21 protein-coding genes are annotated in these 21,652 nt (G+C 63.6%); 12 read left to right on the top strand and 9 right to left on the bottom strand.

All coding sequences use genetic code 11. The features are described 5' to 3' along the window. The first annotated feature begins 31 nt into the window (after nucleotides 1–31). The 3 genes from CK221_RS17595 to CK221_RS17585 all read left to right on the top strand — a co-directional run bounded on the left by CK221_RS17595 (nucleotide 32) and on the right by CK221_RS17585 (nucleotide 2,851). On the top strand, nucleotides 32–847 hold the full coding sequence (locus tag CK221_RS17595; RefSeq protein ID WP_095778636.1) for a DUF2066 domain-containing protein: 816 nt from the start codon (nucleotides 32–34) through the stop codon (nucleotides 845–847). Nucleotides 848–1,025: 178 nt separating this feature from the next. Further along, nucleotides 1,026–2,057, top strand: coding sequence for a porphobilinogen synthase (gene hemB / locus CK221_RS17590; protein ID WP_095778635.1), 1,032 nt, complete (start codon nucleotides 1,026–1,028; stop codon nucleotides 2,055–2,057). A gap of 146 nt (nucleotides 2,058–2,203) precedes the next feature. After that, a complete protein-coding gene (locus tag CK221_RS17585; RefSeq protein ID WP_095778634.1) occupies nucleotides 2,204–2,851 on the top strand; it encodes a dihydrofolate reductase family protein in 648 nt (215 codons plus the stop codon). A 42-nt stretch (nucleotides 2,852–2,893) separates the two neighbouring features. Here CK221_RS17585 and ppk2 read toward each other — a convergent pair whose 3' ends face one another. Further along, nucleotides 2,894–3,814, bottom strand: coding sequence for a polyphosphate kinase 2 (gene ppk2, locus CK221_RS17580; protein ID WP_067000709.1), 921 nt, complete (start codon nucleotides 3,812–3,814; stop codon nucleotides 2,894–2,896). A gap of 264 nt (nucleotides 3,815–4,078) precedes the next feature. On the opposite strand from ppk2, the gene CK221_RS17575 reads away from it, so the two are divergent. Then, on the top strand, nucleotides 4,079–5,122 hold the full coding sequence (locus CK221_RS17575) for an aldo/keto reductase (RefSeq protein WP_095778633.1): 1,044 nt from the start codon (nucleotides 4,079–4,081) through the stop codon (nucleotides 5,120–5,122). A 39-nt stretch (nucleotides 5,123–5,161) separates the two neighbouring features. Here the strand turns inward: CK221_RS17575 and CK221_RS17570 are convergent, their stop codons facing one another. Both CK221_RS17570 and CK221_RS17565 read right to left on the bottom strand, forming a co-directional pair. Then, nucleotides 5,162–6,133, bottom strand: coding sequence for a glycosyl transferase family 90 (locus tag CK221_RS17570; RefSeq protein WP_095778632.1), 972 nt, complete (start codon nucleotides 6,131–6,133; stop codon nucleotides 5,162–5,164). 114 nt (nucleotides 6,134–6,247) lie between these two features. After that, on the bottom strand, nucleotides 6,248–6,913 hold the full coding sequence (locus CK221_RS17565; protein ID WP_095778700.1) for a GntR family transcriptional regulator: 666 nt from the start codon (nucleotides 6,911–6,913) through the stop codon (nucleotides 6,248–6,250). Between the two features lie 118 nt (nucleotides 6,914–7,031). On the opposite strand from CK221_RS17565, the gene CK221_RS17560 reads away from it, so the two are divergent. After that, nucleotides 7,032–8,276, top strand: coding sequence for a multidrug efflux MFS transporter (locus CK221_RS17560; RefSeq protein ID WP_095778631.1), 1,245 nt, complete (start codon nucleotides 7,032–7,034; stop codon nucleotides 8,274–8,276). Between the two features lie 30 nt (nucleotides 8,277–8,306). Beyond that, nucleotides 8,307–8,681 (top strand): DUF423 domain-containing protein, encoded by a 375-nt coding sequence (locus tag CK221_RS17555; RefSeq protein ID WP_095778630.1) that lies wholly within the window; start codon nucleotides 8,307–8,309, stop codon nucleotides 8,679–8,681. Between the two features lie 49 nt (nucleotides 8,682–8,730). On the opposite strand, the gene CK221_RS30320 is transcribed toward CK221_RS17555, so the two are convergent. Beyond that, the gene (locus CK221_RS30320; RefSeq protein ID WP_095778629.1) at nucleotides 8,731–8,868 is read right to left on the bottom strand and encodes a hypothetical protein; all 138 of its coding nucleotides are present in this window, start codon (nucleotides 8,866–8,868) and stop codon (nucleotides 8,731–8,733) included. A gap of 56 nt (nucleotides 8,869–8,924) precedes the next feature. Continuing rightward, entirely contained in the window at nucleotides 8,925–9,062 is a 138-nt protein-coding gene (locus tag CK221_RS30315; RefSeq protein ID WP_179295160.1) for a hypothetical protein, read from the bottom strand. 173 nt (nucleotides 9,063–9,235) lie between these two features. Here CK221_RS30315 and CK221_RS17545 point away from each other — a divergent pair, with 173 nt between their 5' ends. Continuing rightward, complete coding sequence (locus tag CK221_RS17545; protein WP_095778628.1) at nucleotides 9,236–10,315, top strand: substrate-binding domain-containing protein; 1,080 nt, start codon at nucleotides 9,236–9,238, stop codon at nucleotides 10,313–10,315. Nucleotides 10,316–10,324: 9 nt separating this feature from the next. Here the strand turns inward: CK221_RS17545 and opgC are convergent, their stop codons facing one another. Further along, a complete protein-coding gene (gene opgC / locus CK221_RS17540) occupies nucleotides 10,325–11,497 on the bottom strand; it encodes an OpgC domain-containing protein (RefSeq protein ID WP_095778627.1) in 1,173 nt (390 codons plus the stop codon). Between the two features lie 203 nt (nucleotides 11,498–11,700). Here opgC and CK221_RS17535 point away from each other — a divergent pair, with 203 nt between their 5' ends. Beyond that, the gene (locus CK221_RS17535; RefSeq protein WP_095778626.1) at nucleotides 11,701–12,363 is read left to right on the top strand and encodes an alpha/beta hydrolase; all 663 of its coding nucleotides are present in this window, start codon (nucleotides 11,701–11,703) and stop codon (nucleotides 12,361–12,363) included. Between the two features lie 25 nt (nucleotides 12,364–12,388). On the opposite strand, the gene sthA is transcribed toward CK221_RS17535, so the two are convergent. Continuing rightward, nucleotides 12,389–13,777, bottom strand: a complete 1,389-nt coding sequence (gene sthA / locus CK221_RS17530; protein WP_067000999.1) for a Si-specific NAD(P)(+) transhydrogenase — start codon at nucleotides 13,775–13,777, stop codon at nucleotides 12,389–12,391. A 200-nt stretch (nucleotides 13,778–13,977) separates the two neighbouring features. Here sthA and CK221_RS17525 point away from each other — a divergent pair, with 200 nt between their 5' ends. The 3 genes from CK221_RS17525 (at nucleotide 13,978) to CK221_RS17515 (ending at nucleotide 16,370) form a co-directional block, all read left to right on the top strand. After that, nucleotides 13,978–14,448: an RDD family protein gene (locus tag CK221_RS17525; RefSeq protein ID WP_095778625.1), complete on the top strand. Its 471-nt coding sequence runs from the start codon at nucleotides 13,978–13,980 to the stop codon at nucleotides 14,446–14,448. Between the two features lie 140 nt (nucleotides 14,449–14,588). Next, nucleotides 14,589–15,353: an arginyltransferase gene (locus tag CK221_RS17520; RefSeq protein ID WP_067000678.1), complete on the top strand. Its 765-nt coding sequence runs from the start codon at nucleotides 14,589–14,591 to the stop codon at nucleotides 15,351–15,353. A gap of 120 nt (nucleotides 15,354–15,473) precedes the next feature. Next, nucleotides 15,474–16,370, top strand: a complete 897-nt coding sequence (locus CK221_RS17515; protein WP_095778624.1) for a DMT family transporter — start codon at nucleotides 15,474–15,476, stop codon at nucleotides 16,368–16,370. Here the strand turns inward: CK221_RS17515 and CK221_RS17510 are convergent. Both CK221_RS17510 and parC read right to left on the bottom strand, forming a co-directional pair. Then, nucleotides 16,358–17,557 carry an AI-2E family transporter gene (locus CK221_RS17510; protein ID WP_067000672.1) on the bottom strand — a complete coding sequence of 400 codons (1,200 nt, stop codon included), beginning with the start codon at nucleotides 17,555–17,557 and terminating at the stop codon, nucleotides 16,358–16,360. The two genes, CK221_RS17515 and CK221_RS17510, sit on opposite strands and share 13 nt — an antisense overlap. Nucleotides 17,558–17,799: 242 nt before the next feature. Then, nucleotides 17,800–20,055, bottom strand: a complete 2,256-nt coding sequence (gene parC, locus CK221_RS17505; RefSeq protein ID WP_095778623.1) for a DNA topoisomerase IV subunit A — start codon at nucleotides 20,053–20,055, stop codon at nucleotides 17,800–17,802. Between the two features lie 391 nt (nucleotides 20,056–20,446). On the opposite strand from parC, the gene CK221_RS17500 reads away from it, so the two are divergent. Continuing rightward, nucleotides 20,447–21,637, top strand: coding sequence for a hypothetical protein (locus CK221_RS17500; protein ID WP_095778622.1), 1,191 nt, complete (start codon nucleotides 20,447–20,449; stop codon nucleotides 21,635–21,637). Nucleotides 21,638–21,652: the final 15 nt, after the last annotated feature.

Genomic DNA, 21,652 nt, shown 5'->3' with positions numbered 1-21,652 from the left:
AGGCGGCGCGACAGATTTCGAGCTAATCGACATGGCTGGGGTTTCTCGTCTCGTTGCTGGATTGGCAGGTCTCCTCTTTCTGGGAGTTGCGCCGGCCGCCGCCGAGGCAGCCTCCGAACTCTACCTGGCGCAGACGATCGTCACCGGCACCGGCGAGCCTAATCGCGAGATCGGCTTCAGGGATTGCCTGGACAAGGTGCTGGTCAAGGTTTCAGGCGATCAGCGGCTGACGCAGAAGCCGGAGATGCTGGCGCTGCGCAATAAGGCGGCTGACTTCGTCCAATCCTTCCGCTACCGCGACCGGCTGGAAGGCGTTCCGATCCATGACGAGCAAGGCACGCATGACCGGCCGCACGATCTCACCTGCCTCTACAAGCCCACAGTGGTCGACAAGCTCCTGGCGCAGCTCGGCAGCAAGCCATGGCAGGGCGAGCGGCCGCTGATTGCCGTCTTCATAACGGCCGAGCAAGGGGCGCAACATTTCGTGCTGACGGCCGACGAGGATCGCGGCCAGTCAATGCGCGAATCCTTTGCCAATGCCACGGCGCCGCTCTCGGTGCATGTCAGCTTTCCAGAGGCTAACCAGCTCGCCGGCCTCGACGACAAGGCGCTGCGCACTGCCGATATGGCAAAGCTCGACCAGCTCGCCCGGCAGGCGGGTGCCGACCGGGCGCTCGCCGGCAGCATCGTGTGGAACGACAAGGAATTGGGCTGGATCGCCGACTGGCGGCTGGCCGAACACGGCAAAACCTATCAATGGCAGGTGCGCGGCGTCAGCTTCGACGAGGCTTTTCGCGTGGCTGTGAAGGGCGCGGCACAGATTCTGTCGGGGAATGGACAGCCGTAAACGTCGGCGCAGCCCTTCATCCGCCTGCGCCACCTTTTCCCCGTGAAGGAAGAAGGGAAGTGCTCCAGCGCCGGCGATCCCTCCCTCGTTCTTCACGGAAGCAACTGGCACAATCGTGTCGCATTGGTCAGCGGCAGGGGCGCATGGTAAAAGCCGGGACGACAACAGAGTTTTGGCGATGAACAAGTTCACCCCCGCAAAGCCCGCCGGCGCCCGCAGCGTCGACGAGATCACAGGCAGCCGCAGGCTGCGGCGCATGCGCAAGGCCGACTGGTCGCGCCGGCTGGTGCAGGAAAACCAGCTCTCGGTGAACGATCTGATCTGGCCGATCTTCGTCGTCGAGGGTAAAAATGTGCGCGAGCCGATCGCCGCCATGCCGGACGTCTACCGCCTGTCGGTCGACCTCGCGGTGAAGGAAGCGGAGCGCGCCGCCAAGCTCGGCATCCCGGCGATCGCGACTTTTCCCAACATCGAGGTTTCGCTGCGCGACCAGACGGGCTCGCATATCCTCGATCCCGACAATGTCATCAACCGGGCCACCCGCGCCATCAAGGATGCGGTGCCGGAGATCGGCATCATCACCGACGCGGCGCTCGATCCGTTCACCAGCCATGGCCATGACGGCATCCTGCGCGACGGCATCATCGTCAACGACGAAACCGTCGAGCAGGTCACGGCCGCGGCCGTCATCCAGGCAGCCGCCGGGGCGGACATCATCGCGCCGTCCGACATGATGGACGGCCGCATCGGCGCGATCCGCGACGCGCTGGACGCCAACGGCTTCCAGGACGTGGCGATCATGTCCTATGCGACGAAATTCGCCTCGGCCTTCTACGGCCCCTATCGCGAGGCAGTCGGCACCGCCGGCCTGCTCAAGGGCGACAAGAAGACCTATTATATCGACCACGCGAATTCCGATGAAGCCGTGCGCGAGGCCGAGCAGGATCTGGCCGAAGGCGCCGACATGCTGATGGTGAAGCCGGGGCTGCCCTATCTCGACATCATCCGGCGGCTGAAGGACGAGTTCCAGATGCCGACCTTCGCCTACCAGGTGTCGGGCGAATATTCGATGATCAAGGCGGGCAGCGCCAATGGCTGGATCGACGGCGAAAAGGCGATGGTGGAATCGCTTCTCGCCCTCAAGCGAGCCGGCTGCGACGGCTTCCTCACCTATTTCGCGCCGACCGTAGCGGAGATGCTGAGGGGCTAGGCCCAGGCGCAATTTTAAATTCTCGCCGCGTCACCTGGGCGCCGCCCGACGAGGTGATCGCTCGCCGGAAAATTCCGCTTGCATAATGCAATCAGTTAAGCTACTCCATGACTGCTTGCATAATGCAACTAGTTCACGAGGCGATCATGTCAAAGCTGCGCGTCAACGCTTTTACCCTGTCGCTGGACGGCTACGGCGCCGGCCCCGATCAGACTCTCGAAAGCCCGCTCGGCGTCGGCGGCGAAGGACTGCATAAATGGATGATCGGCACCCGCACCTTTCGTGAGATGGTGATCGGCAAAGACGGCGGGACCAAGGGCATCGACGACAGCTTCGCCGTGCGCAGTTTCGAGAATGTCGGCGCCTGGATCCTCGGCCGCAACATGTTCGGGCCGGTCCGCGGCGAATGGCCGGACGAGAGCTGGAAAGGCTGGTGGGGTGACAACCCGCCCTATCACGTGCCGGTCTTCGTGCTCACCCATCACAAGCGGGCGCCGATCTTAATGGAAGGCGGCACGACGTTTTACTTCGTCACCGGCGGCATCCATTCGGCGCTCGAACAGGCAAAGGCGGCCGCCAAGGACAAGGATGTGCGGGTCGGCGGCGGCGTTGCCACGATCCGGCAATATCTGAAGGAAAGCCTGATCGACGAGATGCATCTCGCGATCTCGCCAATCCTGCTCGGCTCCGGCGAGCATCTTTTCGCTGGACTGGACATGCCGAAGCTCGGCTACCGCTGCACCAGCCAGGTCGCGACCGCCGACGCGACGCATGTGATGATCGGGCGGGCGTAAGCTCGGCTCCCCCTTCTCCCCCTGTGGGAGATGGGGAAGTGCTCAATACTTTTCCGGCACATAAAGCTCGCGCGGCAGCACCTGCCGCTCGTAGGACGGGTTGAAGACGCGCTCCGGCAGCGTGATCTCCTCATGCGGCACGTCTTCGTAAGGCATTTGCTGCAGCAGGTGATCGATGCAGTTCAGTCGGGCCCGCTTCTTGTCGTTGCCTTCGACAATGAACCAGGGTGCTTCCTTGATGTTGGTACGGGCGAAGGTCTCTTCCTTGGCTTTGGTGTATTGTTCCCAGCGCACGCGCGACTGCAGGTCCATCGGCGACAGCTTCCACTGCTTCATCGGATCGTGGATGCGCATCAAAAAGCGCATCTGCTGCTCCTCGTCGGTAATCGAGAACCAGTATTTCACCAGCGTGATGCCGGAGCGCACCAGCATGCGTTCGAATTCCGGCACGTCGCGGAAAAACTCTTCGACCTGATCCGCATTGGCAAAGCCCATCACCCGCTCGACGCCCGATCGGTTGTACCAGGAGCGGTCGAACAGCACGATCTCGCCGCCCGCCGGCAGATGCGGCACGTAGCGCTGGAAATACCATTGCGATCTTTCACGCTCGGTCGGCGCCGGCAGCGCGACGACGCGGCAGATGCGCGGATTGAGGCGCTGGGTGATGCGCTTGATGACGCCGCCCTTGCCGGCCGAGTCGCGTCCCTCGAAGATCACCACCAGCTTCTTCTTGTGGTAGGCAACCCAGGACTGCAGCTTGATGAGCTCCGACTGCAGCCGCAGCAGCTCGCGGAAATAGGTAATTCGCTCGATGGAGGGCGGATGCGACTTCTTGTAGATCCTGGCGATCTCGAGCGAGAGCGCGGGTTCGGAAATCTCCAGCTCGTAGTCCTCGTCGAGCGTGTCCTCGAGTTCGGCTTCCAGCCAGTCCTTGGCTCCGGAATTCGTCTTGACCTCGTTCATTGCGCAGCTCCTGCCTGTCAGCCACTTTCGCCTCGGATGCGCTCCGGCCGCGGCCGGAAGCACAACTCCGTAAGCCGACTGAGATACAGACGCGCAATGACGGTTTTATTGCGAGCGGGAGCCGGCAACGCTGGACCAGCCGATATGTGATCGGCCCGTATCGATGGCGGGGCGACAAGCCGCCCGAATTGTCCTACAAATACTTCGCCTCTTCCCGGCGCCCGCGACGGCGCGCCTCTTCAAAACAAATCGCAAGGACCTGACATGGAATACCGCACGCTTGGCCGTTCCGGCCTGAAGGTTTCGACTTTGACCCTTGGCACAATGACCTTCGGCGGGACGGGCCCGTTCGCCGCGGTCGGCAATTCGGATCTTTCGCAGGCGAGCCGCATCATCGATACCTGCATCGATGCCGGCATCAATCTCATTGACACCGCCAACGTGTATTCGAACGGCCTGTCGGAGGAGATCGTCGGCGAGGCGCTCGGCGGCAAGCGCAAGAACGATGTGCTCATCGCCTCCAAGGCGCGCATGCGGATCGGAAACGGCCCCAACGACGAAGGCCTGTCGCGCCATCACCTGATTCGGGAATGCGAGAGGAGCCTGAAGCGGCTCAAGACCGACGTGATCGACATCTATTTCCTGCATGAGTGGGATGGGGTCGCGCCGCTGGAGGAAACGATCGCTGCGCTCGACACTTTGGTCAGCCAGGGCAAGGTCCGTTATGTCGGCTGTTCCAATTATTCGGGCTGGCAGGTGATGAAGGCGCTCTCGATCAGCGACAGCCATCATCAGCCGCGCTTCGTCACGCAGCAGATCCACTACACGCTGGAAGCGCGCGAGGCGGAGTACGAGTTGCTGCCGATCTCGGTCGACCAGGGTCTTGGCGTGCTGGTGTGGAGCCCGCTGGCCGGCGGCCTGCTGTCGGGCAAATACCGCCGCGACAGCCCGACGGCCCGCCAGCTTGGCGGCTGGTCCGAACCGCCGATCCGCGACGAGGACAGGTTGTGGCGGATCGTCGACGTTCTGGTCGAAATCGGCAAGGCGCGCGGCGTTTCGGCGGCACAGGTGGCGCTTGCCTGGCTGCTCGGCCGCCCGGCCGTTTCTTCGCTGGTGATCGGCGCCCGCAACGAAGCCCAGCTCAAGGACAACCTCGCCGCGGCCAGCCTGACGCTGTCCCTGGACGAGCGCCTGCGCCTCGACGACGTCAGCCGGCCGCCGGTGCTTTATCCCTACTGGCACCAGCAGCTCACCGCCAAGAACCGGTTCGGCCCCGCCGACCTGGTGCTCGACCGCAGCGATATCTGAGAATGCGCGCCGTGCTCCGCGCCCGAAAACGCGCGGAGGTCAGCCGGCGATAAAACGCCAGACCTCCGGGTCGGGTTCGATCTGGCCGCTGAGCACGAAATATTTGTAGAGGACGAGCAGCGATACCGCCCGCTCGTCCTTTTCGTTGCTGAACCGGCGGCAATAGGCGTTGGCCGCCGTTATGATGCGTTGGGCTTCCGCCGGGTGCTTTTCGAAATAGGCGATCTTGTCGGCGACGTCCGAAAAATCCGACGCCAGAGGCACGTAGTGGACATCGGCCTCGAGCTCAGCCTCGGCGAACCAGGTTTCGTAGGTCGGCGGCGGCATCAGGCAGAGCGAATTCGAGCTCATGATCCACTTGAGGTTCGTCGCCACGTCATTGCCTTCGAGCGAGACGATGTAGCGGAACTGCCGCTGCTGCGCGATCGTGAGATACGGCTTGCGATAGTTCTCCGGGGCGCTTGGCTTGGGCGAGCCGGCATCGCAAGACGGCAGGTCGCGCACGGCATCGACAAACCGTTTGCGGATCGGATTGTTGAAATGACCGCGCCAGACCGCCATCGGGCGCTTGTCGGCGAAGGACAGATTGTCCTTTGGCATGTTGAAATGGCGGAACTTGTCGAGCTTCATGATCACGGCGTTGCCGTTGTCGTTACGGATCGGCCGGTCCTTGACGATTGACGGCACCGCCGGAACGTCGACGACGTCGCCAAACTCGAGATCGATGAGCAGGTGGCGATCGAAGTAGCGGGCGAACTCCTTCAGGTCGTAATAGTACATACTCCCGAACTTGGGTATTTGACTGGCCGGCACGGCCGCCGCGCTCGGCACGAAGCTATGGTCGAGCCGGTTGTAGTAGTTGACCCGATCACGGACCGTTTTGCTGGAGAGCCTCGCCTGGTCCAGCCGGCGCGCAAGCCGCTGGCGAAAGAGAGCCTGCGGCGCCACATCGCGCGTGATGTTGCGTATGAAATAAAATACCCGGGCTGCGGTGCGTAAGGGCGAGGCCATGCGTCCGTCGTTTAAAGATGTCCGTCGCCTCCTACAGCATTGTGCCGAACATCTTGCAAGCCCGCCCAAGCTGACGAACTTGTTGAAGTTCTAATATTCGACGATGGCCGAGGATCAGGCAGCGACGACGGCAAAGCCCCTGGCGCGCAGGCCGCGCCGGTCGTCATGCAGCGAAGTCACCAGGCGGTCGCGGCTGCCGGCGATGTGGGCCGAGAGCAGCCGTGCCGCCTTTTCGGCGTCACCCTTTCGCACGGCAGCCAGGATGGCGTGGTGCTCGGCCCAGGCGCGGCCAAGCGCCGCCTCGTCGCGCACTTCCAGCCAACGCGCGCGGGAGAGCCTGGTCATTGCATCGCGGACTCCCCTAAGCAGGAATTCATTGCCGGAAAGCCTGGCCAGCTCAATGTGAAAATCCAGACCAACGCGGTGCCATTCCTCGCGCGGCGTACCGGCGTCGCAGGAATCGAGCATCGCCGCGATCACCTCGATCCCGCTGCGATCTTCCAGCGACGCCGTCAACCGCACCGCCGCCACCTCGACCGCCTCGCGGTAGACGGCGATCTGGCCGAGCTCGGCGAGATTGATCGGCGCCACCGTCCAGCCGCGGCCGTCACGAGCGATCAGCCCTTCGGTCTCGAGGCGCAGCAGCGCCGCCCTGACCGGGGTGCGGGAGGCGCCGAAGCGACTTTCGATCCAACGCTCGGTCAGCCGCTCGCCCGGGCCGATCTCGAGCCCAAGGATCATTTCGCGAAGCTGCCTTTCGACATTCTGTATTTGCGACATTGTCGTTCCGCTCTTCGGCACCGCATTGACAGCGGCTGGGTTGAGGTTCATGACGGATACCGATTTGGTATCCCAAAATGGTATCCGGAACAATCCCGGACAACCAAGTAGGCACGACATGGCAGAAAACAGCACCCAGAGCGGCTACAATATCCATTGGCGACGCAATCTCGCCGTCTGCTTCGCCGGCTCGTTCAGCACGCTGATTGCCATGACGCTGCTGTTGCCGTTCCTGCCGCTTTATGTCGAACAGCTGGGTGCCAAAGGGCACGCGGCAATCGTGCAATGGTCAGGAGTTGCTTACGGTGCCACCTTCTTTGCCGCGGCGCTGGTCGCCCCTCTGTGGGGGCGGCTCGGCGACCGTTACGGCCGCAAGCTGATGCTGGTGCGCGCCTCGTTCGGCATGGCGATCTGCATGTCGCTGACCGGTATGGTCGAGAGCGTCTGGCAATTGGTGTTGCTGAGGCTCCTGATCGGCTTTGCCGGCGGCTACTCCTCGGGATCGACGATATTGGTGGCGATGCAGACGCCAAAGGAGCGCTCCGGCTGGGCGCTCGGCGTGCTGTCGGCCGGTATCACGGCCGGCTCGCTGGTCGGACCGCTGCTTGGTGGCATGCTGCCGCCGGTGATCGGCATCCGCGCCACCTTCCTGTTGTCAGGCGCTGTCATCTTTCTCGCATTTCTGGCCACAACTTTCCTGATCAAGGAAAACCCGCCGGCTCCCAAAGCTGTCTCGTCGGCAAAGCCGAAGAGCGGCTGGGCACAGATCCCCGACAAGCGTCCGGTCGTCGGGATGCTGACGACCGGCATGCTGCTCGCCTTTGCAACCATGTCGATCGAGCCGATCATCACGGTCTATGTGCAGCAGCTCGTCGCGGACCAGAGCAAGGTGACGATGGTCGCGGGCGTGGTGATGTCGGCGGCCGCGCTTGGAACTATCATGTCCTCGTCGTGGCTGGGCAAGCTTGCCGATCGGGTCGGCCACTGGAACGTGGTCGTCGGCGCGCTCGCGATTTCTGCGCTGCTGCTTGTCCCGCAAGCTTTCGTCACCGACGGCTGGCAGCTGATCGGGTTGCGCTTCCTGATGGGGCTGGCGCTGGGCGGCCTCCTGCCCTGCATCACCAGCGTCATCCGTCACAACATCCCCGACGGCGTCGGCGGCAATGTGCTCGGACTATCGATCTCGGCGCAGTATGTCGGCCAGGTCGCGGGACCGCTCGCCGGAGGCTTCGTCGGCGGTCATTTCGGCATGCGGGCGGTGTTCTTGGGCACATCGGTGCTGATGGCGCTGGGGGCGGTCTACAACTGGATTGTCCAGACGCGGCGCGCACGGCATATACTGCTCGAAGCCGGCGAATCCTGAGCCGCGCGCGATCGAAGACGGAGCATCGAAATGAGTCTTGCCGGGCAACCATCAGACGGCGGCAACCGCATCCTCGTGCTGGCAGGCGGTCTCGTCGGCGCGGCAGGGGTGGCGCTGTCGGCGGCGGCCGCGCATCGCGGCGGCGCCTTCACCGGCACGGCCGCATCCTTCCTGCTGATGCATGCGCCGGTCTTCCTCGCCATCGGTCTTATCGGCGGCAGCCGGTATCTCAGGATCGCAAGCCTGGCGCTCCTTGTCGGCCTGCTGCTGTTCTCGGGCGATCTTCTCGCCCGGGATTTCCTCGGTTCGCGGCTGTTTCCGATGTCGGCGCCGATCGGCGGCACGCTGCTTATCGTCGGCTGGCTGGCGATTGCGATCTCGGCGCTGTGGCGTCCACGATCCTAGTCTAGACCTGCGCCGCCATTGCTGAGGCTCGCCGGGAGATGCGCCGCGATTACCGACTTCCCCGACGCAGGCGCCGCTGGCGCGACGCCGGCTCCGCCGCGCGCCGGCGTTCCGGCCGGTCGGTTGCCGGCGAGATGCCCCAATAGTTGCGATAGATGTCCTCGAAAAGATGGCTGATGGGATGCATGGCTTGGTTCCTTCAATTGAATCGATCCAACCGATCGACGCGAAAAAGACTGCTGCTCAGGCGCGCTTGCGCTCCACGATGAAGCGGGGCTGACGGCATTGCTTCGGCCGCGCAGAGTGAGCGGCGCCGCGGCAAGACAGGCCCGTGGAAGCGTTGCGGTAGACGTCCTCGAACAAAAAGTTGACCGGATGCATGGCACCCTCCTTCTCGTATCTTGCTTCATGTCAGGTGACTTGGATCGATTCAATCATAAGCCCTGCACCGCCGAAGTCAAGCGAAAATTTGAATCGATCCAACAAAAATGGTAAGTGGACCGTCGGACATTCCGCGTCCATGTTCGACATGCGACCGGATTCGGAGAACAGACATGGCATCACTCATCGAAGGCCAGGCACGCCCCATCCGGCTGGCGGATATTGCCAAGGCGGCGGGCGTCTCGCATGGGACGGCCTCCAATGTCTTCAGTCGCCCGGAGGTCGTGCGCGCCGAGGTGCGCGAGCGGGTCAGGGCGGTAGCGGAGGCGATGGGTTACGCCGGGCCTGATCCGAAAGGCCGCCTGCTGCGCGCCGGCAAGGTCAATGCCATCGGCGTCGGCACGACCGAGCCCCTTTCCTACTTCTTCGAGGATCCCTTCGCGCGCGTCATGATGGCCGGCATTTCCGAGGCCTGCGACGCCACCGGCGCCGGCATCGCATTGGTTTCGGCGGCCAACCAGGAGAAGCTCGCCTGGAACATCCAGAGCGCGCTTGTCGACGGTTTCATCCTGTTCTGCATCGAAGGCGGCTCGCGTCTCGTCGAGCTGACGCGCGAACGCAGGCTGCCCTTCGTGGCGTTGGAGCTCGGCTTTCACGACGAGACGATCTCGGCCATCGGCATCGACAACATCGCCGGCGGACGGCTCGCCGCGCGGCATCTTGCCGAACTCGGACATCGCCGTTTCGCCGTGCTGTCGCTTACTCTCGGCGATGACCGCACCGGCTTCGTCACGCCCGAAATGGTCCGCTCGGCCGTCTACACGGGAACGCGCGATCGTCTGGCCGGCTATTTCGAGGAACTGTCCGGCTTCGGTGTCGACACGAAGAGCATCCCGGTCTTGGAGACCGAGAACGAGCAAAGGAGCACCAGGGCCGGGCTCGAAGCGATCTTTGCCGGCGGCGAGCGGCCGACCGCCATCCTGGCAATGTCGGACAGAATGGCCATGATCGCCATCGACTGGCTGACTGCGCGCGGTCTGAAAGTGCCGGAAGACGTTTCCGTTGTCGGCTTCGACGGCGTGCCCGACGGCGCGCTCTGCGACCCGCCGCTGACCACGATCGCGCAGCCGATCACCGAGATCGGCCGGCGGGCCGCGCGCATGATCCTCGACTATGACGGCGCCGTGCGGCGCGAGACGATGGGCGTTGAGCTCGTCGTCAGGGCCTCAACGGGCCCTGCTCCCATATCCTAGAACCACATCTCAATATCCGCCGATCCTCGCCGGCATGGGCGGCGCAGCGAACCCGGCGCGCGCCGGCTCCGCACGCGCCGGCTTGGTGCGGGTCGGGCCGAGACCGGCGAGCCATTCAAGATAGAGCGCCAGCGCGAACTGCATGGCGATGCCGGCAGCAATCAGCAGCGTGTCATAGGCGAGGCCGCCCGGATTGATCAGCCTCAGCACCTGAGCGGCCATGGCGATCAGCGTTCCGGCAACGAAGACGGGCAGCGAGCGCTTGCCGAGGATCGCCAGCGGATTGTCAGGCTTGGCGCGGAAAAGGTTCGACACGGCCGGCAGGGCGACGACCAGATAGCTGACGGCCAGGATATGCAGCAGCCGCGGCAGCGACAGGAAGGTCTTGTCGAAGCCGCCGATCACCACCGGCAGATTGAACCAGGTGATCTGCCCCCAGAGTGGGCTGTGCACCCAGATCGACGCGCCCACCACATAGACACCGGCGAAACCCACCAGCCACCGGTTTACGGGGATGGTGCCGCCGCGCTTGATATGCAGCATGGCGGCAAGGCCGATGTTGAACAGAAACTGCCAGGACAGCGGGTTCAAGAACCAGAGACCCGGCTCGGGATAATTCGGCGGCGCGATCTGCCAGATTCCGGCGACCAGCCACAGCAGCCCGGACACGGTCAGTGCCGCCACGGGCCTATAGCTGACGAACAGAACGAAGGCCGGCGCCGCCAGAAGCAGCGCCGCATAGACCGGCAGGATGTTGTTGTAGCCGAGCTGATGGCCGAGCGTGACGATGCCGAAAAGCACCTCCGGCGTGTCCTTCATCAGCGGCTCGATGTTGATCATCTTCAACAGCTCCGGGCGGTGGGCGAACACAGCCGTGGCGGAGAACAGGGCGATCACCAGCATGGTGATGACGATGTGGGTGACGTAGAGCACGCCGGCGCGCCGCCACATCTTGAGGGTCGCCAGCAGCCTGCCCCCCGGCTTGAACTTGGTGCCATAGGCGAGCGCCACCGAGATGCCGGAGATCAAAACGAAGGCCTCTGCCGCATCGGAAAAGCCGAGGTTCTTGTAGGTCAGGTTTTCGAAGACGGTACCCGGCACGTGGTCGACGAAAATGGTGAGCAAGGCGAGCGCGCGCAGCACATCGATACGCGTATCGCGTTGAGAAACGGGGATGGTCATCGACAAAAGGCCTCAGAGCTGGTGTTTCATGTCCAGCAATGCGACCCCCGACGCACCGCTTCGATTCCTCCCGTTCGGGAGTGTATCGGCGCAGAAACGGCCCGAAATGCGCCGGGTTCAATCAACTTTCGCGGAGCTTGAAAACATTCCGTTTTGAAGCCGGCAAATCAGCGAAATCACCGTAGAATCAAAAGGATCTGATCATGTCCGAACATGACAGCAAAAACAGCGAGCTGCAGCGTGATCTGCCCTTTTCCTATCGTCTGATCAGACCGGAAAATGCGAGCGGCGAATGCCTTTTCGTGCTGCATGGATCGGGTGTGGACGAAGCGACACTTTTGCCGCTGGCGAGGCGGATCGCGCCGCGCGCGGTGGTTGTCGCAGCACGCGGCCGCATCCGCCAGGAGGACGGTTTTCGCTGGTTCGAGCGAATCACGCCGACCAGCTTCGAGCAGTCGAGCATCCGCGCGGAGACGGCCGCTTTCGCCCAATTCGCGGTGGAAGCCGCACGGCACCACGAGCTTGATCTCACTCGCGCGACCTTCCTGGGTTACTCAAACGGCGCCAATCTGGTTTCCACGCTGATGCTGCTTCACCCGGGCCTCGTCAGGCAGGCGGCGCTGCTCAGGGCCATGCCGGTGCTCGACGATGCGCCGGCGACCGACCTTGCCGCAACGCGAGTGCTGATCATCGCCGGCGCGGCCGACCAGACCTACGGCCCGTTCGCGCCAGCCTTGGTGACGCTCTTCAGCCAGCGCCGTGCCGAGGTCGATGCGCGCATCGTCGCCTCCGGCCACGAGTTCGGCGCCGCGGATGCCGCGATCGCCCGGCAGTGGCTTGCCGCGACCTCGACGCCGGCCGCCTGACGAGAGATAGACGCTGCTGCCGAGGCTAGCCCTGCCCCATCCGGTTCCAGGCATCCAGCCCGGCGATCTTGTAGGCTTCGGCCAGCGTCGGATAGTTGAAGGTGTTGTTGACGAAGAAGTCGACCGTGCCGCCGAGATTGATCACCGCCTGGCCGATATGGATGAGCTCGGTCGCGCCCTCGCCGACGATATGGGCGCCGAGCAGGCGGCGCGTGTCGACCGAGAACAGGAGCTTCAGGAAACCTGAGTTGACGCCCATGATGTGGCCGCGCGAGGTTTCCCGGAAGCGCGCCACGCCGACCTCATAGGCGATCCCGCTCTCGCGCACCTGCTCCTCCGATTGGCCGACGGTGGAGATTTCCGGCACGGCGTAGATCCCGTAAGGGAAGGTTTCCGGCGGCGGTGGCAGCGCCACGCCGAAGGCATGGCAGGCAGCCACCCTGCCCTGCTCCATCGAGGTCGAGGCCAGACTCGGAAACCCGATGACGTCGCCGGTGGCATAGATATTGGGCGCGCTGGTCTGAAATGTCTGGGGATCGACCTTGATGCGGCCGCGGCTGTCGGCCTCGATGCCGACCACGTCGAGCCCGAGGCTGCCAAGATTGCCGCTGCGGCCGGCAGCGTAAAGCACGATTTCGGAGCGAATGGTACGGCCATCGGCAAGCGTCACTTCGGCATGATCGGGCTTGGAGGCGATTTCCTTCACCGTGCTGCCGAGGCGAATGGTCATGCCGCGGTCGCGCATCTGATGGATGAAGTCGTCGACGATTTCGCGATCGACGAAATCGAGGATGGTGTTGCGCGGCTCGACCAGGGTCACCGGCACGTCGAGCGCCGAAAAGATGGTCGCGTATTCGACGCCGATGACGCCGGCGCCGATGACGGTCAGCGTGCGCGGCAACCGGTCGAGTTCCAGCATCTCGTCGCTGTCGAAGACGCGCGTCTTGTCGAACGGCACGTCGCGCGGGCGGTGCGGCCTGGTGCCGACGGCGATCAGCGCATTGGCGAAACCGATCTCGCTGTAGTCGCCATTGTCGGTGGTCAGGCTGACCTTGTTGGCGCCGATGAACTTGGCCGTGGCCCGCGCGCTTTTGACCGCGTTGCGCATGAACTGATGCTGTAGCACCTCGACTTCGTGATCGAGCGTCTTGCGCAGGCGCTCGACGAGGTCGCTGACCGAAATATCCTGCTTGACCCGATAGCCGCGCCCGTAGAAGCCGCGCTCGCGCCAGCCGGAGAGATTGAGCACGGTTTCGCGCAGCGTCTTGGATGGAATGGTGCCGGTGTGCACGGAGACGCCGCCGAGACGCCGGCCCCTATCGACGACCAAAACCGACTTGCCGAGCTTGGCCGACTGCACCGCGGCGCGGCGCCCGGAGGGGCCGCTGCCGATGACCAACATGTCGTAGTCCATATTCCACATCCCCTCGGCGTCTTTTTGCGCCGCAGCAGGCTAACGCGATCCGCGCCATGAATTCAATCGCCGCAGTGCCGCTCGCCACAGCCTGCCGCGCGGGCGTCACGAGCAGTCCATCTTGATTCCGCCACCGGCTTTCACCATTTCAGTGGCGAATGGCCGAGATTGATTTCTGGTCTGTTGCGAGGGCATGACACATGAACACGCGCGTGCTGGACGGCGAGATTATCACCACAAGGCTCGAGGATACACGCGCCTACCGCGGCGTGCGCACCAGGCGCGTCTTCGCCTTCATCCTCGACTATTTCTTCGTGGCGCTGCTCACCATCCCCTTCGCCATATTGGTCGCCCTACTCGGGCTTTTGACCTTCGGCCTGGGCTGGGCGCTGTTCTCCGTCCTGCTTCCGGCGGTTGCCATCCTCTATGTCTGGAACACGCTGGGCAGCCGCGACCAGGCCACAACCGGCATGAAGATCATGGGCATCCGGCTTGAGAGGCTCGACGGCACGCGCGTCGACGGCCTGACCGCCGTCGTGCATTCGGTGCTGTTCTGGGCCGGCAACGTCATCCTGACGCCGCTGGTGCTGCTGGTCACGCTGTTTTCCGATCGCAAGCGCACGCTGCACGACCTGCTTCTCGGCACCGTCGTCACCCGCACCGATAGCTGACGATATGTGCGGCCGCCCTCGCCGCGCCGGTTGTGCTAGATTATGAACAGCTTGGGCCGGCCGCGACAGCACAATCCTGTTGAATTTTTCGCCGGCCGGGCCAAAGGTAGGGCGATTCGCAGGAGCGTGTCCAAGAATCGATGACGCAGCATCCGACCCAGTCGCCGCAGTTCTTCCTGACCGCGCCGTCCCCGTGCCCCTATCTGGAGGGCCAGTTCGAGCGCAAGGTGTTCACACACCTTGTCGGCGACAAGGCGCCCGAGATGAACGATCTGCTCACTCAAGGCGGCTTCAGGCGTTCCCAGAACATCGCCTACCGACCGGCGTGCGAATCCTGCCGCGCCTGCGTGTCGGTGCGCATCCTGGCGCAGGAGTTCACCGCCAGCCGCAACATGCGCCGCGTCACCCAGCGCAATGCCGACCTCATCGGCGCCATGCACGACGCGCAGCCTTCTACCGAGCAATATTCGCTGTTTCGCGCCTATCTCGACGCGCGCCATCGCCGCGGCGGGATGTCCGACATGACAGTGCTCGACTATGCGATGATGGTCGAGGACACGCATGTCGACACCAAGATCATCGAATACCGGCGCCGCGGCCCCGACACCTTCATCACCGGCAAGGGCCAGGGTGAATTGATCGCGGTGGCGCTGACCGACAAGATGGCCGACGGCTTGTCGATGGTCTATTCCTACTTCAATCCCGATTTCGAGGACCGCTCGCTCGGCACCTTCATGATCCTCGATCACATCGCCCGCGCCAAGGCGATGGGACTGCCCCACGTCTATCTCGGCTACTGGGTCAACGGCTCGCGCAAGATGAGCTATAAGATGCGATTCATGCCGCAGGAGCATCTCGGCCCGAAAGGCTGGGAACGCTACGACCACGAAGCGGTCAGTCGCTGACGTTTTTCCAAAGCCCGTTCTTAAACTGTTTCAAGGGGCAGGAAGCTGGTGTTTCCGCCACTCGCTGGAAGAGTGCGCCATCGAGCCAGCCACCGCCTGCAAATCATTGCGAGACCTATCATGTCTTCCCACCACGACCATCGGAAAGGCCTGCTGATCACCGCTATCGGCGGCCTGGTGCTCACCTTCGACATTCCCCTGATCCGGCTCGCGGATGGCAGCCCGTGGACCATCATGGCGCTGCGGACCGGGACAACGCTTGTCGCCACCCTGTTGATTTGGGTCGTCTGGCGCGCGGTGCGCGGCAACGTGCCGAAGCTCATCCCCGGCTGGTCGGGCCTGGCGGCGGCGATCTGTTACGGCCTGACTTCCATCACTTTCGTCACCGCCGTCTATCATACCTCGACCGCCGACCTCGTCTTCATCCTGGCCTTCAACACCGTCTTCGCGGCGCTGCTCTCCTGGCTGTTCCTCAGAGAACGACCGCGGCTGAGCACCGTGATCGCAATGCTGGCGATGATCGTCGGCGTGCTGATCATTGTCGGCGGTTCGGTCGGCACCGGAAAACTGTTCGGCGACTTCATGGCGCTCTGCTCGGCTTTCTTCGTCGCACTCGCCATCACCATCTCGCGCGCCAGCGGCAAGGACATGGGCTTCACCGCGCTGATCGGCGTCGTCTTTCCGCTGGCGCTCGCCGCATTCATGGTCTCGGGTGAAGGGCTGCACGTCAACGCGCCGTGGTGGATCATCTTCAACGGCGCGGTGATCATGCCGATCTCGTTCTTCTGTCTCGCCGCCGGCCCGAAATATATTTCAGGGCCGGAGGTGGCGATGTTCTACGTTCTGGAGACGGTGCTCGCGCCCGTCTGGGTCTGGCTGGTCTTTGCCGAGGCTCCGACACGAAACAGCCTGATCGGCGGCGCGATCCTGATCGTGGCGCTGGTAGCGCACTCGCTCTGGCAATTGCACGAAGGCCGCAGGCGCCGCGCGGCGCTCGCCGTCGCCTACCCGGCCTGAATTTTCCTGGTCTCAGGCGCCGTCTCGATCCGTGGCGGCCCGTTCCCTTCTTCAGCGGCAGGTGGAAGCTCATCCATCAGCTCGACCTCGCGCAGCCATTCGCGCCAGATGGCGACGAGCAGCGCCATCAGTACAGGGCCTATGAAGAGGCCGAGGAAGCCCATCGTCTTGACGCCGCCGATCAGGCCGAAGAAGGTCGGCAGGAAAGGCAGCTTGATCGGCCCGCCGACCAGCTTCGGGCGCAGCGTCTTGTCGACGATGAAAAGCTCGACCGCGCCCCAGACGAACAGCGCGAGGCCCGCAAACAACTTGCCGCTGGCCGCGAGGTAGATCGACACCAGCGTGAAGGAGAGCGGCGCGCCGCCCGGGATCAGCGCCATGATGCCGGTAAGCGCCCCGAGCGTGACCGGCGACGGCACGCCGGCCAGCCAATAGGCGACGCCCAGCACCACGCCCTCGCCGATGGCGATGACGGTCATGCCGGTGACGGTCGATGAAATGGTAGCCGGCACGACGCGCGAGATGCGCTCCCAGCGCGTCGGCAGGATGCGCTCGCCGAGGCGATCAACTTGCGCCGCGAAGCCCTCGCCGTCGCGATAGGCAAAGAACAGCGCGATCAGCATGAAAAGCAGCGTGAGCAGCAGCCCGAAGGCGCTGCCGCCGGCGGCCAGCGCGCCGCGATAGATGGTGCCGATGTTGGAGCCGCTGACCATCTGGATCAATTCGCCGATGCCGCCGGGATGGCCGAGATTGGCCGTCCACTGCTGGTTCAGCCATTCGCCGACGACCGGCATGGTGGCGATCCATTGCGGCGTGGCGGACCCGTTGCGGTTGGTCTCGATCGCCCACACCACCCACTCGCGAAGCTCGTTGATGGCGTAAGTGCCGGCGAGCGCTATCGGCACCACCAGGAAGGTCAGGATGAACAGGATCGCGAGGGTCGCGGCGATGGTGCGATTGCCGCCGACCCCGGCGAGCAGCCGGCGGTAGAGCGGCCAGCTGGCGAAGGCGATGACGAGCGCCGCCAGCACCGGGAACAGGAAGCCGTGAAAAAAATAGACGCCGGCGGCGACGATCAGCACCAGGAGCCAGCGCGCCGCCGACAGCGGCGGGATGACGGCTGCCCTCAGCGGCGCCGACAGACCGAACAGGCGCTGCCCTGGTTTCTGGATCTCAGCCCGCTTCAACCCTGCGGTTCTCCCCTGCCAGCTCCGATGGTTGCTTATGCACCATCATAGTGCAGCAATCGTGACGATAGTCCAAATGTTTGCGCCTAGCCTCCTCCCATGTGGGAGAAGGTGGATCGGCACGTAGCGCCGAGACGGATAAGGGATGTTCCAGCGGAGCGAGACCTCTGCGTTCCTTGGAACACGCTCATCCGTCGCCTTCGGCGACACCTTCTCCCACACGGGGAGAAGGGGGAGCTCCGCTACCCGAACTTGCCCGTCCTCGGGAAACCCTTCGGCACCATGCGACCGGCGGCTGCACGGGCGCCGATCCACTCGGCCAATTCCTCGCGCGATTTGGTGAAGGTGCGGTCGGCCGAATCCTGCCAGGTCAGCCCCGCTGCAATCGTGAAGGTCTTAAGGTCCAGCACGCCGCCGTCCTTGTATTTCTGCAAGCGCACACCCTTGCCGCGCGCCATCTCCGGGATTTCGGACAGCGGGAAAATCAGCATCTTGCGATTCTCGCCGACGATCGCGAGATGGTCGCCGGCAACCGGAATGCAGCGTTTGGCCTCGTCCGGCGCCTTGACGTTCATCACCTGCTTGCCCTTGCGGGTGTTGGCGATCACCTCGTCCTCGGAGACGACGAAGCCGTTGGCGTCGTAAGAGACCAGAAGCAGCCTGCGCTTCGGGTCGTGGACGAAGGCGGTGACAATGTCCTGGTCGTTCTCCATGTCCACGATGATGCGGATCGGCTCGCCATGGCCGCGCCCGCCCGGCAGCCGGTCGGCGCCGATGGTGTAAAACTTGCCGCCGGTGGTGAAGACCAGGATCTTGTCGGTCGTCTGCGCGTGGAAGGCGAGCTTCAGGCTGTCGCCTTCCTTGAAGGCAAGCTGCGAATAGTCGGTCAGGTGACCCTTCATCGCGCGGAGCCAGCCCTTTTCCGAAACCACGACGGTGACAGGCTCGCGCTCGATCATGGCGTGCGCGATATCGGTGAGGTCATGCTCGGGCGCGTCGGCGAACTGGGTGCGGCGTTTGCCGAGCTCGGTCTCCGGACCGAACTTCTTACGAACCTCAGCGACTTCCCACTTGATCGTCGCCCATTGCTTGACGTCGGAGGCAAGCAATGCCTCGATCTGCTTCTTCTCCTCGGTAAGGCCGTCGAACTCCTTGCGGATTTCGATCTCTTCGAGCTTGCGCAGGGCGCGCAGCCGCATGTTGAGGATGGCTTCGGCCTGATTGTCGGTGAGCGACCAGCGGGCCATCATCACCTGCTTGGGCTCGTCCTCCTCGCGGATGATCCTGATCACCTCGTCGATGTTCAAATAGGCGATCAGATAGCCGGCCAGGATTTCCAGCCGCTTCTCGATCTCGCCCAGCCGGTGTCTCGAGCGGCGGATCAGCACGTCGCGGCGGTGATCGAGCCATTCCCTCAGCACGCCCTTCAGCGACAGGACGTTCGGCACCTTGCCGCGCGACAGCACGTTCATGTTGAGCGGGAAGCGGCTTTCGAGCTCGGTCAGCTTGAACAGCGATTCCATCAGGATGCCTGGATCGACGCTGCGGCTCTTCGGCACCAGCACGATACGGATATCCTCAGCGCTTTCGTCGCGGACGTCCTCGAGCAGCGGCAGCTTGCGCGCCATTAGCAGTTCGGCGATCTTCTCGATCAGCCTGGCCTTCTGGACGCCATAGGGGATTTCGGTGACGACGATGCTCCAGGTGCCCCTGCCCTGGTCCTCCTGGCTCCATCTGGAGCGTACGCGGAAACCGCCGCGGCCGCTCTCATAGGCTTCGAGGATCGAGGCGCGGCTGTCGACGATGATGCCGCCGGTCGGGAAATCCGGCCCTTGGACGAAATCCATCAGCTTCGCCACCGGCGCGTCCGGATGCTCGATCAGATGAAGTGCCGCGTCGCAAAGCTCGGCGGCGTTGTGCGGCGGGATCGAGGTCGCCATGCCGACCGCAATGCCGGACGAGCCGTTGGCGAGCAGGTTCGGGAAGGCGCCGGGAAGAACGGAGGGTTCCTCGTCCTCCTCATTATAGGTCGGCCGGAAGTCGACGGCGTCCTCGGTGATGCCGGCAAGCAGCTCGGTCGCCACCTCCGTCATGCGCGCCTCGGTGTAGCGCATGGCGGCGGCGTTATCGCCGTCGATATTGCCGAAATTGCCCTGCCCGTCGACCAGCGGGTAGCGCATCGAGAATTCCTGCGCGAGGCGCACCAGCGCGTCGTAGATCGACTGGTCGCCATGCGGATGGAACTTACCCATCACCTCGCCGACGATGCGGGCGCATTTGGCGAAGCCCTGATCCGGGTTGAGCCGCAAGAGCCGCATGGCATGCATGATGCGGCGATGGACCGGCTTCAGTCCGTCGCGCACATCCGGCAGCGCCCGATGCATGATGGTGGACAGCGCATAGGCGAGATAGCGCTTCTCGAGCGCTTCCTTCAGATCGACCGGTTCGATGTTGTCGCCGCCGCCATTGTCTTCAGGCGGCAAATGCCTTTTGCCCATGGATTTGGACTAGCCGAGCGGGTGATTCGCGGCAAGCGCCGGGTTGGCAGTCGGCGGATTCGTCGCAAATGGCGACGTGAAGGATTTCACGGAACCGGCAAGGCGAGCATTCCAGTTTGCCCATTCTGCAACCGGCCTCGGCAGCAAGCGGGCTAACCGGCCAACATCAATCTGTTACATGCGCCCTCTATCTGGGCAGGCAACGCGCCGGCGCAGGAGAGCCGCGGTCTTCATGACAAATTCACCGCATCATGCAAAGCGTGCCGGCCGGGTTTGCTTTTCATCGCCGTTTTCGACAAATGTGCCGGGAAACGCCTTGTTCCCGACCCGTTCGTCGCGGAATGGTGATGGAGTAGAATTCAAAAACACTTTTCAGGACAGGGAACTCGCCATGACAATTCAACGCTCAATGCTCAAGAAACTGGTTTTTTCAACCTTTCTGCTGACCCTGCCGCTCAACACCGCCTTCGCCGCCGATCCGGCGGTGGCCGAGCGCGTCAAGGCGGCCCTTGCCGCCCAGGGCGTCGACATTTCCTGGACCGGCGTCTCCGGCGACGATTCGAACGCGGTGCTGCAGGGCGTGTCCATCAAGCCGGCAGCTGAAAAGCAAGCCCTGCCGATCGGCGACGTGAAGCTGGAGGGCATCACCGAGGCCAATGGCGGCTTCGAGATCGCGACCGTCTCGAGCTCGGCATTCGAGCGCAGCCAGGACGGCGTGACGCTCAACCTCAGCCCCGTTGTCATTCACGGCATGAAGGTGCCGGCCGAAGGCAGCACCGACCCACTCGGCTCGCTGATGATGTACAAGTCGGCCGAGCTCTCCAACATGACGGTCAAGGTCGGCGACAAGACGGCCTTCTCGATGGACGGGCTGGCCGTCCAGATCACCCCGCCGGCCGACGGCAAGGCGATGGATTTCACCGCCAACACGGAAAAGTTCAACGCCGACCTGACACTGGTCGAGGACCCGAAGTCGAAGGAGGCGATCCAAGCGCTCGGCTACCAGAACATCTCCGGTACGGTCTCGATGGCCGGCACCTGGCAGCCCAGCGACGGCAAGATGGAGCTCTCGAAATACGACATCTCGGTCGAGAATGCCGGCACGCTCGGCATGACCTTCAATCTCGGCGGCTACACCCTCGACTTCATCAAGTCGATGCAGGAGATGCAAAAGAAGTTCGCCGCACAGCCGGAGGGTGCCGACAATTCCGCGCAGGGCATGGCCATGCTCGGCCTCTTGCAGCAGCTGTCCTTCAACGGCGCCTCGGTGCGCTTCGACGACGATTCGCTGACCGGCAAGGTGCTCGACTATGTCGGCAAGCAGCAGGGCATGTCCGGCAAGGACGTCGCCAACCAGGCCAAGGCGATCGTGCCGTTCGGCATGGCGCAGCTCAACAATCCCGAACTGACGGCCGAGGTGTCGGCCGCGGTCAACAAGTTCCTCGACGACCCCAAGAGCCTAGAGATCTCGGCCGAACCGCCGGCGTCGGTGCCGTTCGCGCTGATCATGGCCGGCGCCATGTCCAACCCGCTCGACCTGCCGAAGACGCTGGGCGTGAAGGTCAAGGCGAACGAGGACTGATCGGGGCGCTTCGCA

Source organism: Mesorhizobium sp. WSM3868 (assembly GCF_002294785.1).
In the GTDB taxonomy this organism is placed as follows: Bacteria; Pseudomonadota; Alphaproteobacteria; order Rhizobiales; family Rhizobiaceae; genus Mesorhizobium.
Note: the sequence above shows the minus strand (reverse complement) of the source record. Positions and strands in the feature narration are given on the sequence as shown.